The organism is Stenotrophomonas sp. 63632_Sma, from assembly GCF_056482875.1.
Genome location: NZ_CM151220.1, coordinates 3,908,799 through 3,921,271, shown reverse-complemented (window position 1 = coordinate 3,921,271; position 12,473 = coordinate 3,908,799). Strand labels below are relative to the sequence as shown.

At 67.0% G+C, this 12,473-nt stretch carries 10 protein-coding genes; 2 read left to right on the top strand and 8 right to left on the bottom strand.

Annotated features, from left to right (window positions below):
- Positions 1 to 16: 16 nt before the first annotated feature.
- From ACZK45_RS18180 to ACZK45_RS18170, 3 genes are read right to left on the bottom strand one after another with little or no spacing between them, the layout of a single operon-like run.
- On the bottom strand, positions 17 to 733 hold the full coding sequence (locus tag ACZK45_RS18180) for a class I SAM-dependent methyltransferase (protein ID WP_125895591.1): 717 nt from the start codon (positions 731 to 733) through the stop codon (positions 17 to 19).
- A gap of 4 nt (positions 734 to 737) precedes the next feature.
- On the bottom strand, positions 738 to 1,355 hold the full coding sequence (locus ACZK45_RS18175) for an SGNH/GDSL hydrolase family protein (protein ID WP_478445039.1): 618 nt from the start codon (positions 1,353 to 1,355) through the stop codon (positions 738 to 740).
- Positions 1,356 to 1,358: 3 nt separating this feature from the next.
- Positions 1,359 to 2,633, bottom strand: coding sequence for a pyridoxal phosphate-dependent aminotransferase (locus ACZK45_RS18170; RefSeq protein ID WP_125895589.1), 1,275 nt, complete (start codon positions 2,631 to 2,633; stop codon positions 1,359 to 1,361).
- Between the two features lie 114 nt (positions 2,634 to 2,747).
- Here ACZK45_RS18170 and rsgA point away from each other — a divergent pair, with 114 nt between their 5' ends.
- Both rsgA and ACZK45_RS18160 read left to right on the top strand, forming a co-directional pair.
- Positions 2,748 to 3,857, top strand: coding sequence for a ribosome small subunit-dependent GTPase A (gene rsgA / locus ACZK45_RS18165; protein WP_478445897.1), 1,110 nt, complete (start codon positions 2,748 to 2,750; stop codon positions 3,855 to 3,857).
- A 204-nt stretch (positions 3,858 to 4,061) separates the two neighbouring features.
- Entirely contained in the window at positions 4,062 to 5,315 is a 1,254-nt protein-coding gene (locus tag ACZK45_RS18160) for a flavohemoglobin expression-modulating QEGLA motif protein (protein ID WP_049463662.1), read from the top strand.
- Positions 5,316 to 5,738: 423 nt separating this feature from the next.
- Here the strand turns inward: ACZK45_RS18160 and ACZK45_RS18155 are convergent, their stop codons facing one another.
- The 5 genes from ACZK45_RS18155 to ACZK45_RS18135 all read right to left on the bottom strand — a co-directional run bounded on the left by ACZK45_RS18155 (position 5,739) and on the right by ACZK45_RS18135 (position 12,237).
- Complete coding sequence (locus ACZK45_RS18155; protein WP_478445038.1) at positions 5,739 to 8,036, bottom strand: TonB-dependent receptor; 2,298 nt, start codon at positions 8,034 to 8,036, stop codon at positions 5,739 to 5,741.
- 160 nt (positions 8,037 to 8,196) lie between these two features.
- Positions 8,197 to 8,721, bottom strand: a complete 525-nt coding sequence (locus ACZK45_RS18150; protein ID WP_125895072.1) for a hypothetical protein — start codon at positions 8,719 to 8,721, stop codon at positions 8,197 to 8,199.
- Positions 8,722 to 8,928: 207 nt separating this feature from the next.
- Complete coding sequence (phbB, locus tag ACZK45_RS18145) at positions 8,929 to 9,669, bottom strand: acetoacetyl-CoA reductase (protein ID WP_005419193.1); 741 nt, start codon at positions 9,667 to 9,669, stop codon at positions 8,929 to 8,931.
- A gap of 24 nt (positions 9,670 to 9,693) precedes the next feature.
- The gene (locus ACZK45_RS18140; protein ID WP_125895106.1) at positions 9,694 to 11,022 is read right to left on the bottom strand and encodes a CitMHS family transporter; all 1,329 of its coding nucleotides are present in this window, start codon (positions 11,020 to 11,022) and stop codon (positions 9,694 to 9,696) included.
- Positions 11,023 to 11,097: 75 nt separating this feature from the next.
- On the bottom strand, positions 11,098 to 12,237 hold the full coding sequence (locus ACZK45_RS18135) for an OprO/OprP family phosphate-selective porin (protein ID WP_253143950.1): 1,140 nt from the start codon (positions 12,235 to 12,237) through the stop codon (positions 11,098 to 11,100).
- Positions 12,238 to 12,473 lie beyond the last annotated feature (236 nt).

The window sequence follows — 12,473 nt, the reverse complement described above, 5'->3', positions numbered from 1 at the left end:
CGGGCATGGCCCCGCGCTACCGGATGCGGTGCGCCACCAGCAGCCAGCTGTTGAACGGGGTACGCCCGTGCAGCGGCCGGGGCGACGTCACCTGCAATCCGGCCTCGATCAATGTCGCCTGCAACACCTGCGGATCGGGATAGTGGCGCGGTCGTGTGCCCATCCAGCCGATCAGCCAGGCCAGCCGGTCGGCGACCCGCGTGGTGCGGTCGCGGCCATCGCCGGTGGCCAGCGGTGTACGCAGCAACAGGCAGCCGCCGTGGGCCACCTGTGCGCTGGCCGCGCGCAGCAGGGCCTGCTGTGGGCCCGCGTCCAGATACTGAAGCACGTCCAGCAGCAGGACGTGCCCGGATTGGGCCGGCAGCGGCGCCTGCACATCCACGCAGTCGAAGCGCACGTCCTGCAGGTCGGCGGCAGCACGTTGCGCGCGGGTGATCTTGCCGGCATCCACGTCCACGCCCAGGTAATGCTGGGTACCGCCGCGCTGGCGCAGCACATGGGCGAACAGGCCCAGCCCGCAGCCCAGGTCCAGCACAGGCTGCCCATCGTCAGGCAGATGCTGCAGCACGCCGTCGTACAGCGGATCGCTGCCGAGCTTGCCGCGGGTGTAGTAGTAGTCGCGGCGGCTGCCCCAGGCCTGCGCTGGCCGGAATGCTTCTGCGATCAAGCGGGCCTGCGGGGCGGTCAGGGGCGTGCAGGGCAGGGGCGGGCCGTTCCGTGGCGTGCCGTCCATCGCCTCAGTCCGTGCCGCCAAGCAGATGCGCGGCCACCGGCAGAGCGCGCGCGCTCCACAGCGCATACATCCGCGCTGAAGGATGCAGGCCGTCCTCGGCAATCATCGTCGGGTCTTCGCCCTGCGCGCGGCTGATATCGGTGATGTCGACGAAGGCCACGCCCTGCTGGGTGCTGATCACCTCGGCAGCCGCGTTGAACTCGTCGGTCTCGATCTCGATGGCGGCCAGGTCGCGGCCACTGCCGGCGCCGAACGGGGTCGCACCCCAATCGGGGAAGGACAGCACCAGCACGCGGCCGGCGTCACCGCCAGCGAAGCCGATCGCCCGCTGCAGCAGCGCCTGGAACTGGCTGCGGTATTCGTCCAGCGGACGCCCGCGGTACTGGTTGTTGACGCCGATCAGCAGGCTGACGAAATCGAACGGCCCCTGCGGCGCGGCCGCATCGATGCCTGTATCAAGTTCGTCGGTGGTCCAGCCGGTGGTCGCAATGGTCTGCGGATCGGACAGCTCAGTGCCCTGTGCACGCAGCGCGGCAGCCAGCTGGTGCGGCCAGCGGCCTTCGACTGCAACCGCTTCACCGATGGTGTACGAATCGCCCAGCGCCAGGTAGGACAGGGTCACAGGTCAGGCCACCGAACGGCGCGGCTTCAGCGGCACGACCTTGGTCGCGTCCTCGGCACGGCGGGCCAGGGCACGGTCAATGCGCGCGAATACATCGCGCATCACCGAGGCTTCCGGCATCAGGGTCACGCGGAAATGGTGGCGGTAGGGCACGTTGAAGCTCGAGCCCGGCACCACCAGCACGCCCTCGTTGTTCATCAGGTCCAGCGCGAAGTTGTGGTCGTCGAAGCCCTTTGCCGCAGCGCCTACCACGGCCGGGAACGCGTACAGCGCACCGGAGGGAGCGACCAGCGACAGGTGCTCGCTGGCTTCGCAGGCTTCGATCACCGCACGGCGGGTTTCGTACAGGCGGCCGCCCGGCGTGCACAGCTCGGAAATGGTGTCCGGGCCGTTCACCGCGGCCTCGATGGCGTACTGGCCCGGCACGTTGGCGCACAGGCGCAGCGCACCGAGCAGGTCCAGCGCCGCGCGGAAGTCACCCAGGCGGGCATCGTCGCCGCTGAGGTGGGCCCAGCCCACGCGCCAGCCGCAGGCGCGGTGCACCTTGCTCAGGCCGCTGAAGGTCAGGCACGGATGATCACCGGCCAGCGGCGCGACCGGCTGGAACACCGCGTCGTCGTACAGGATCTGGTCGTAGATCTCATCAACCAGCAACAGCAGGTTGTGGCGGCGCGCGATCTCGACCACGCGCTCCAGCAGTTCGCGCGGGTAGCTTGCGCCGCTGGGGTTGTTCGGGTTGATCAGCACGATGGCGCGGGTGCGCGAGGACACCAGTGTCTCGATCTCGCTCGGGTCCGGCTGGAAGCCGTTCTCCGGTGCGCAGCGGTAGTACACCGGGCGGCCATCGTTGAGGATGGTCGAGGCCGACCACAGCGGGTAGTCGGGCGAGGGCACCAGCACTTCGTCGCCGGGATTGAGCAGCGCACGCAGCGACAGGTCGATCAGTTCGCTGACGCCATTGCCGAGGAAGACGCGGTCCGGGTGCGCATCGGGCGCGCCACGGCGGGCGTAGTAGCTGGCGATGGCTTCACGCGCGACCGGCAGGCCCTGCTGGTGCGTGTAGGGGTCGGTGCGGCCCATGTCGTCGGCGATCGCACGCTGAAGGTGCTCCGGCGCGCGGAAACCGAAGGCGCCGGGATTGCCGATGTTGAGCTTGATCAGCTTGCGGCCCTGCGCCTCCAGCTCCCGGGCTCGCCGCGCCAGTTCTCCGCGGATTTCGTAGCGCACTTCGGAAAGGCGCTCGCGGATGGCCAGGGGCTTGGGCGAGTTGGTGGACATGGGAGCTGGGCCGTCAAAAGGCATGGGGCTTCCATCCTACCGGAATTGCTGCAATGCATGGCAAGGGCTCCGGGCCCGTCATTGCTGGGCTGGCAGGGCGCCGGCACAGGTAGAATGGCGGCGATGACCCAGACCCCCGATTTCATCGCCCTGCAGACCATTGGCTGGCCCTGGCCGGGCCCGGCGCAGCAGGCCGACTGGCAGGCCGCGATGGCCGCACATCCGCAGGCCCGCCCGGCACGGGTGATCGAACAGCACCGCACCCACTACGTGGTGGCCGATGGCCCGGATGCGTCGATCAAGGCCGAGTCGCTGCCGGAATGGCAGCGCCCGCGCTTCCCCAGCCATGAACGGCCAGCGGTGGGTGACTGGGTGCTGCTCGATGGCATCCGCATCGTCGCCCTGCTGCCGCGGCGTACCGCGATCAAGCGCGGTGCGGCCGGCGAGCATTACCACCAGCAGGTGATCGCCGCCAACATCGATACGGTGTTCATCGTCTGTGGCCTGGATGCCGACTTCAATCCGCGCCGCATCGAACGCTACCTGCTGCTGGTCGGTGGTGGCGGTGCAGAGCCGGTGGTGGTGCTGACCAAGGCCGACCAGACCGAGTACAGCGAAGACGCACTGGCGGTGCTGGAAGAGCTGGAGATGCAGGGCATCGCGCTGCATGCGATCAACGGCCTGGATGCCGACAGCGTGACGGTGCTGCAGCCGTGGCTGGGCCCGGGCCGCACGGTGGTGCTGGTCGGTTCCTCCGGTGCCGGCAAGTCCACGCTGACCAACACTCTGCTCGGCGAGCAGCGGATGAAGACCAACGCAGTGCGCGCCAACGATTCGCGTGGCCGCCACACCACCACGCACCGCGCGCTGATGCCGCTGCCGACCGGCGCCTGCCTGATCGACACCCCCGGCATGCGCGAGCTGAAGCCGACCGGCGAAGAGACCCTGTCCGAGGGTGGGTTCGCGGACATCGAAGCGCTGGCCGCACAGTGCCGTTTCAACGACTGCAAGCACCAGCAGGAACCGGGCTGTGCCGTGCGTGCAGCGATCGAGGCCGGCGAGATCGAAGAGAGCCGGCTGCTGAACTACTTCAAGCTGAAGGAAGAAGTGGCCGCCGCTGCCGCCAAGCTGGCCGTGCGCCAGGCCGAAACCGCGCAGGAGCGTGGCGGCAAGAAGGGCAAGGGCCAGCAGTTCCGCCCGGCCGGCAAGCCGCGCAGGCGCTGATCGGTATCGCGGGGTCGGATCCCATTGCACCGCAATGGGCTCTGACCCCTGCAATGAAACCCGCCTCTGCCCGCTCCTGGTAGGTGCCAACCTTGGTTGGCACGGATGTATCCGAAGCCCGCCTTCGGCGGATGCCAACCAAGGTTGGCAGCTACCCGATCCATTGCACCTACCAACGCGCGGGCAGGGCGCTATAGTCCGCGCATGGAACCGACTGCGACGCTGGACCGTGACGTGGCCCACCATGCAGCGCTCGATGCGCGCCTGGTCGAGGCCGTGGGAGGCATCCGCCTGCTGGGCCTGACCAGCTGGCCAGCCACGGTGCAGGCACCGTTCCTGGACAGCGTGGCGCGTGGCCAGCCGGTACTGCCGAAGGTGGACTACCCGAAGCTGGATTTCAGCGAGGAACGTCGTGCGCTGGCCGCGATTGCCGCCGACTGCGACGACAGCCATCCACTGGGTCACTACGTGCGGCAGTCAGCGCAGAGCTGGGACCTGGCCGCACAGCTGCTGGAAGGGCTGGGCACTGCTGCAGTCGATACCTGTTCGGTGCAGCTGTTCGGCGCCCCCGAGCAGCCGTTGCCGGGCAATGGCCCGAGTACGCGTGAGGCTGCACGCCACTTCATCCAGATCGCCGCCGAACTGGACCACGAACTGCTGGCGCCGGAAGAACAGGTGCCGGTCTCGGCCATCGCGCTGCAACTGCAGCTGCAGAACGATCTGGACGCGTTCTTCGAATCGCGCATCATCCAGGTGCAGCTCGACCCGGAGCTGGTGTCCAAGGCCGCCGCCGGCCCGACCCGCATCCGCCTGCGCACCAGTGCACGCTTCAGCGCCTACGACCGCGCGCAGCTGTTCCACCATGAAGCGCTGGTGCATTCACTGACCGCCCTGAACGGCCGCGAGCAGCCGGTGCTGCCCAGCCTGGCACTGTCCTCGCCGCGGGTGACGGCAACCCAGGAAGGGTTGGCCACCTTCGCCGAGCAGATCACCGGCAGCATCGACATCGAGCGCCTCAAGCGCATCAGCCTGCGTACCGAAGCGATTGCGATGGCCCGCGAAGGTGCTGATTTCATCGAAGTGTTCCGCTATTTCTGCGATGCCGGGCAGAACGCGGAAGAGAGTTTCGCTTCGGCGCAGCGCGTGTTCCGTGGCGTGCCGCCCAGTGGCGGCCTGGCCTTCACCAAGGACACGGTGTACCTGCGCGGCCTGGTGTCGGTGCACACCTTCTTCCGCCACATGCTGGCCGAGGACCGCCTGCAGGTCTGCCGCTGGTTGTTTGCCGGCAAGATGAGCCTGACCGATGCGATCGCGTTTGCGCCGTTGTTCGATGCGGGGGTGCTGAAGCCGCCGCGTTGGCTGCCGCACTGGGTGAGCCGGGCGAATGGCCTGGCCGGGATGCTGGCGTTCTCGCTGTTCGCCAACCGGATACGGATGGACCAGCTGGCGCCGGAATGAAATGCGTTGGCGGACCCGCCAGCGCCTGCCTGCTATCGGTGGGGAGGAGGCGGGACACCCTGGCCAGGACACGCAAAAGCCCCTCCATGGTGCTCGATGGCGCCATCCATGGCGCCAACGGTCCTGACCAAGGTGCCCCGCCTCCTCCAGACAGTTTCCTGCGGGCGCGGCAGCAGGCCCACCAGAGGGATTGCGCTTGAAAAGCAAAGAGCCGGGCAATGCCCGGCTCTTTGCTTTTGCTTTTCATTGCCTCCGCGCCGGCGCAGGAAATTGTCGAGCGTGGTGGGACGGGCCGAGGCAGGACCGTGAGGCGCATGGATGCGCCGACCGAGCCTACAGGGACGTACTTGCGGCGTGTCCTGCCTCGGCCCGTCCCACCTCGCCCCGCTGCGGTACTGATGCGCCGCAGCGCCCGCTTCTGACTTAGAACTCCGCCGCCACCGTCATGAACAGCTGCCGCGGCGCGCTCGCATGGATCGCATAGCGCTTGCCCTCCGGATCGGTCGGTGCGAACGAACTCAGCTGGCCCGCATAGCGCTTGTTGGTCAGATTGGTCGCGTTCAACGACACCCGCACATTGCGCAGGCCCAGGCCCGGGCCGAAGTCGTAGCCCGCACCGGCGTCGAAGGTAGTCACGCCCGGCACCGACTGGTCGTTGGTGTAAGTGTAGTAGCGCTTGCCGGTGTACTTGGCACGCAGGCTGGCGAAGAAGCCATCGCGGTTCCAGCTGATTTCACTGGAGGCCATGCGCTGCGGCGTATCCACGGTGATCTTGCCGGCCACCGGCACTACCGCGCCGCCGGACAGGTAGTCGTCCTCGTAGGTGGTCTTGTTCCAGGACAGCGCGTTGTACCACTGCAGGCCGTCGATCGGCTTGAGGATGAAGGTCAGTTCCGCGCCGTAGCTCTTCACCGAACCGACGTTGATGAAGCGCGTCACGCACTCCGGACGCGTGCCGACTTCGATGCTCGAGCACGGGTTCAGCGACAGCAGGCGGTTGTCGAACTTCACGTTGTAGCCCGCGATCGACGCCTGGTACTTCTCACCGAAAGTACGGAAACCGGCTTCCAGGCTCTTGGACTTCTCCGGCTCCAGGCCGACGCTGGCCGCGAACGATTCCGGCGACACCTGCAGCGGGCCGCCGCTGCCACCGCCGACGAAGGCAGCGATGTTTTCGGCATACGAGGCGAACAGCTCGTTGTTGGCGTTGAGCTTGAAGCCCAGGCCCAGCTGCGGCAGCACCGATTCCTTGGCAGTCAGCGTGCCCGAGGCGATGCTGGTTTCCACACCCGGGTTGGCGGTGGCGCGCATGCGGGTGTTCGGGCTCTTGATGCCGACGTCCACGGTCAGGCGCTGGTCGAGGAAGCGCATGCGGTCCTGTACGTAGAACTGGCGCGTGCGGATGTCGAAGTCCTGGTTGAACAGCAGGCGGTCCGGGTTCTTCAAGTACAGGTCGTCCAGGAACGGACCGCTGATGTAGTAGAAGTTGCGCGAGACGTTATGGTCGTTCTGCTCGTACCACAGGCCGGCTTCCAGCTCGTGGATACCGACCGTCCACGACAGTGCGGCGGTCAGGCCATCGCGGTTGATCGTGTAGTTGGTGCTGCGGATCGAGATCGGCAACATCTTGTCGGTGCCAGGGTAGGACGGCTGGCCCGGTGCCCACCAGTGGCCCTGGCCACGGTTGTCGTGGTGATAGGCCAGCAGCTTCAGGCGACCCTGCTCGCCCAGACGCAGGTCGGCATCCACCGAGTACAGGTTGTCGTCACGCAGTGCACGGCTCTGGTAGTACGCATCGTCGATGCTGTTGACGCCACCGCTGAACTTGCACTTGCTGCGGTCCAGCGTGCCCGGTGCGCAGTATGCGGCGGCGACGGCGCGATCCCAGTCCGGCGCGTAGATGTTCCAGTCATAGCCCAGGCCGCGCGCCAGCATGTCCTTGGACAGATAGGCGTAGTTGGCCTGGCTGGCGCGCGAGGTGGCCACGAACGCACCGAAACGATGGTCGCCCACGTTCCACACCGCCTTGGCGTTGAACTGGCGGGTGGTCTGGTTCTGGTACGGCGCAGCCCACATGTCCTGGTCCTGGTGCACGCCGGACACATAGGCCGAGAAGCCGTTGATGTCGCCGGTATCCACGCGCAGGTAGCCACGGCGCTGGCTGTTGTCGCCAACGGTGACGCTGGCGCGACCGCCGAATTCGGTGGACGGGTCCATCGAGAAGTACTGGATGGTGCCGCCCAGGTTGCTGGTCGAGGCCACGCCCAGCGAACCGATGCCCTGCGACAGCTCGGCGCCGGCCAGGTTCTCGGCGATGATCGCGCGGGCGATGCTCAGGCCGTTGTAGTTGCCGTAGCTGTTGTCGCCCAGCGGGATGCCGTCCAGCGTGTAGCCCAGGCGGCTCTTGTCGAAGCCACGCAGGCTGATGGTCTGCGATTCCTCGTTGGCACCGAAGGCGTCGTTGGACTGCACCGACACGCCCGGCAGGCGATCGAGGATCTTCTGGCCGCTGGTGCCCGGCGGCAGCACCTGCTTGTCGACGGCGGTGATGCGCTGCACCTGGCGGGTCTCGCCCTGGCCGATCACGGAGACGGTATCCAGCGTCTGCGCGCTCAGCGCGGCATCGGTGCTGGCGCCGGCATCGGCGGCGGTGGCGGCATGGGCGCTGGCGGCGGCGGAGAGCGCGATCGCCACGGCGATCGTCAGGTGTCGGGTCTGCATGGTGGTCCGTTGCATTGGGGGTGGTCACCGGCACGCGTGCGCGGTGCATGGCCACTATGCGAACGGAACATGAAACCTTCTTTACGGAAAACCAACGAACGATGCAGGGCAGTGGTGTGCGTCCTGCAACCTGTTCGTCATGGTGGTATGCCGGAGAGAATCAGAAGCGCTCACCGGGCCACCTGAATTTGAGCTGGTCCATGCAGTCACGATCATGTTCGGAGAATGAGAACCCGATCTGGATGCCGTTCAGTACCGTGCCGAACACCGTCGACTCGTCCAGACTATGCCCTGACGGGACGGAAAGGACGTTGAAGTCGGGGTAGCGACGACCCATCTGCTTTCGCGAGATGCAGGCGCCGCCCAGCGACAGCGTAATGCCTTTGATGATTCGCCCCGACGCGTCGGTGTGGATCTGGCCAGAAGGCCCCTTGATCCTTCCGGCGACCACGAATGGCGCCAGATCGATGGTGGCGCTGTCGCCCCGGCCCCTTCCTGCTTCCGAACGCGGGCCGGCCGGAGCCAGGGGGGACAGCTGCGCGACAAGGTCAGAGCGTGCCAGTTGCAAGGACCAGCGCTCCACGAGCCGCCAGGTTGCGTCCGCCTCTTCTGCAGTGGCAGCGGGTGGGGTTGCCGCCAGTGGCGTGGTGGCGACCGCAACAAGCGCAATCAGCATTGCACGCATGCCAACCTCCTTGATCCGCGATGTCAGCCGTTCGTCCATTGGGCACGGCAAGCGCTGGCAGGTATAGCACCGGTTCTGCCGATGCATCGGGAAGTGCGTCTCAGAAATGCAGAAACAAAAAGGGGCCGGATCCCCCTCGCGAACGAAGGTTCACCGGCCCCGCGCACTCCGTGGGGGAGGCGGTCCACGCGCTGCGTGGAGACGGGCTCAACCCATGTACAGGCCACCGTTGACCGGATAATCGGCGCCGGTCACGTACGAGGCTTCGTCCGAGGCCAGCCATGCGCACAGGCCGGCCACTTCTTCCGGACGGCCCAGGCGTCGCACCGGCACCGAGGCGGCCAGCCGGTCCAGCACGTCCGGCGGGAAGCTGCTGATCGCCTGGCTGGCGATGTAGCCCGGCGACAGCGTGTTGACGGTGACCCCGCGTGAGGCCACTTCGGCGGCCAGCGCACGGCTGAAACCATGCATCGCGGCCTTGGCGGTGGCGTAGTTCACCTGGCCGATCTGGCCCTTGTGGGCGCTGACCGAACCGATGTTGATGATGCGGCCCCAGCCCCGCGTGGCCATACCGTCGACCACCTGCTTGGTGAGGTTGAACAGCGCATTGAGGTTGGAGGCGATCACCGCGTTCCAGTCCTCCACCGTCATCTGCCGGAACAGCAGGTCGCGACTGCCACCGGAGTTGTTGACCAGCACGTCCACTTCACCGACTTCGGCGCGGACCTTGGCAAACGCCGCGCTGGTCGAGGCCCAGTCGGTCGCGTTGCCTTCGGAGGCGATGAAGTCGAAGCCCTGTTCGCGCTGCTCGCGCAGCCAGTTGGCCTTGCGCGGTGAGTTCGGCGCGCAACCGGCGACCACGGTGTGGCCGCTGCGGGCCAGGCTCTGGCAGATGGCAGTACCGACACTGCCCATGCCGCTGGTGACGTAAGCGATTCGAAGCGTCATTGCAGAAGGCTCCTTGATAAGGGGTCAGGCCGCGAGCGGGTACAGGCCGAACAGCAGGCTGCCGACCATCAGCAGCATCGAGATGGCGATGGCCCACTTCAGGGTGAACTTCTGGTGGTCGGCGAACTCGACCTTGGCCAGGCCCACCAGCAGGTAGGTGGACGGCACCAGCGGGCTGAGCAGGTGCACCGGCTGACCGGCCAGCGAGGCGCGCGCCATTTCCACCGGGGTGATGCCGTAGTTGCCGGCGGCTTCGGACAGGATCGGCAGCACGCCGAAGTAGAACGCGTCGTTGGACATGAAGAAGGTGAACGGCATCGACGCCACCGCCGTGATCACCGCCAGGTACGGGCCCCACGATTCCGGGATCACCGCCAGGAAGCTGTGCGACATCGCTTCGACCATGCCAGTGTTGTTGAGGATGCCGGTGAAGATGCCTGCGGCGAAGATCAGCGACACCACCGACAGCACGTTGCCGGCGTGGTTGACTACGCGGCGGCGCTGTTCGGCCAGGTTCGGGTAGTTGATCACCAGGGCGATGGCGAAGCCGACCATGAACAGCACCGGCATCGGCAGCACGCCGATGATCAGCGCCGTCATCAGCGCCACGGTCAGGGCCAGGTTGACCCACAGCAGCTTCGGACGCTTGATGTCCTCGGCGTCTTCCACGGTCGGCAGCGCATTGCTGTCGTCGGACACGCTGTTGTCCATCCAGCTGCCACCCTTGGGCAGGGTCACCACGCCCAGGCGACGGCGTTCCTTCAGGCCCAGGTACCAGGCCAGCAGCAGCACGCCGGCACAGGCGATCACCATCGACGGGATCAGCGGCACGAACACATCGGCCGGGTCCACGTGCAGCGCGGTGGCCGCGCGGGCGGTCGGGCCGCCCCACGGGGTCAGGTTCATCACGCCGCCGGCGAGGATGGTCACGCAGGTCATGTTCAGCGCGTTCATGCCCAGCCGCTGGTACAACGGCAGCATCGCCGAGACGGTGATCATGTAGGTGGTCGAGCCATCACCGTCCAGCGAGATCAGCATCGCCAGCACCGCGGTGCCGAGCACGATCTTCATCGGATCGCCCTTCACGAAGCGCAGGATCACCCGCACCAGTGGATCGAACAGGCCGGCGTCGATCATCACCCCGAAGTAGAGGATGGCGAACATCAGCATCACGCCGGTCGGCGCGATCTTCTTGATGCCCTCCAGCATCATCTCGTCGATGTTGGCGCCGAAGCCGCCGATCAGCGCGAACAGGATGGGGATGGTGATCAGGGCGACGAGCGGCGACAGGCGTTTGCTCATGATCAAGTACATGAACGTAATGACCATGCCAAAGCCGAGGATGCTCAGCATCATCTGCGGACTCCTTGCGAAAACAGGACGTGGGGGAGTGGAAGGGGCCCGGGCGGCATGCCCGGAATATCAGGTCTAGAAGTCGTACTGCAGGCGGCCGGTGACCGCACGCGTGCGGTCCACCGTGATCCCGGCGAGGCGGTCGCGGTTGCGGCTTTCGATCACGTTGAGCATGAAGCGCAGGTTGTCGCGCAGGTACCAGTTGCCACCCAGCGTCCACGCTTCGGTGCTGCCGCGGCGCAGGTCCGGTGCACCATCGAGGTGCTGTGCGCCCCACATCTGGTCGTAGCGCAGCGCCACTTCGAAGGCACCGGCCTTGTGCCGGATGTCCTTCACCCGCGCGAAGCGGCCGGTCTTGCGGTCGTAGGCGCGGCTTTCGCCGGTGACGAACCAGCTGAGCATGCCGTAGGCGGCCATTACGTCGCCGCGCTGCGCGCCGTCATCGAAGGTGGCGCCACTGAACTCGCCCTGCCACGACAGCGGGCCGCGCACCTGCGCGTATTCCAGCGACCACTTGTTGACATCGGTATCGCGGCCGGCGGAGAAGTCGACCAGGGTCAGGCGGCTCTCGTCGGACAGGTGGCCGGCCGGGCGCGGGCGGATGCGCAGGCCAGGCACGCCATTGGCGCCGGGGTTGTCGTAGGCCTCACGGGCCAGCGACAGGCCCAGGTGCAGCACGTCGCCATCGCTGGGCGAGGGCGCCCAGGTGACGCGGCCACCGGCGGCACGGCCCTTCACCTGCCAGGCGTCGATGCTTTCCAGGCTGTAGATGCTGGCCGCCCAGGTGAAGTCACCGGGGTTGGCCTGCCACGACGCACCCAGGCGGTACAGCGGCGCCAGCGTGGTGCCGGCGTTGCCGCGCTCCAGGAAGCTGCCGTAGTTGGAGCTGGTGCGGTCATCCAGCGAGAAGTACTGCTTGAACTGGCCCACGGTCAGCTTGCCGGCCTTGCCGAGGCTGCGTGCCAGGTACACGTCCTTGGCCTCGACGCGGTCGCCGGAGAAATCGGCTTCCAGCTTGTAGTCGACCACGAAGAACTTGCCGGACACGTCCAGCCAGGCGCGACGGATCTCGGTGTCGTCCTTGTTCGGCGTACCGCGGTTGTCGTTGTCGAAGGTGGCGAAGTCCAGGTGCAGGCGGCCTCCGAGCGAGGCCGTGACCGGACGGTCGTCTTCGGCGGCAAAGGCCGGCGCCGACAGGGCAGCCAGCGCCATCATGGCGGCAGGGCGCCGCCAGGCAAACGTGAATTCCACAAACCCTCCCAGGTGCGCGCCAGGCGCGCGGCAATCGTGGGCACCGGACGGTGCGCGGCCGCAGTCTGGGTCGGGCAAGCTGTCATCGTCCTGTCAACAGATTGTGCGGTGCAGCGTAAAACCGGCCGCTGCGCTCACTGGGCCACGCCCGGCAAGCGCGGCGGCGGCATGCGGTAGCATTCGTTTCCCCTCCCACCCGT

What these genes read in the sequence shown, in the direction of transcription:
- ACZK45_RS18180 (WP_125895591.1), bottom strand. Translation starts at nt 733, where the DNA reads ATGGACGGCACGCCACGGAACGGCCCGCCCCTGCCCTGCACGCCCCTG.
- ACZK45_RS18170 (WP_125895589.1), bottom strand. Translation starts at nt 2,633, where the DNA reads ATGTCCACCAACTCGCCCAAGCCCCTGGCCATCCGCGAGCGCCTTTCC.
- rsgA (WP_478445897.1), top strand. Translation starts at nt 2,748, where the DNA reads ATGGCGGCGATGACCCAGACCCCCGATTTCATCGCCCTGCAGACCATT.
- ACZK45_RS18160 (WP_049463662.1), top strand. Translation starts at nt 4,062, where the DNA reads ATGGAACCGACTGCGACGCTGGACCGTGACGTGGCCCACCATGCAGCG.
- ACZK45_RS18155 (WP_478445038.1), bottom strand. Translation starts at nt 8,036, where the DNA reads ATGCAGACCCGACACCTGACGATCGCCGTGGCGATCGCGCTCTCCGCC.
- ACZK45_RS18150 (WP_125895072.1), bottom strand. Translation starts at nt 8,721, where the DNA reads ATGCGTGCAATGCTGATTGCGCTTGTTGCGGTCGCCACCACGCCACTG.
- phbB (WP_005419193.1), bottom strand. Translation starts at nt 9,669, where the DNA reads ATGACGCTTCGAATCGCTTACGTCACCAGCGGCATGGGCAGTGTCGGT.
- ACZK45_RS18140 (WP_125895106.1), bottom strand. Translation starts at nt 11,022, where the DNA reads ATGCTGAGCATCCTCGGCTTTGGCATGGTCATTACGTTCATGTACTTG.
- ACZK45_RS18135 (WP_253143950.1), bottom strand. Translation starts at nt 12,237, where the DNA reads ATGATGGCGCTGGCTGCCCTGTCGGCGCCGGCCTTTGCCGCCGAAGAC.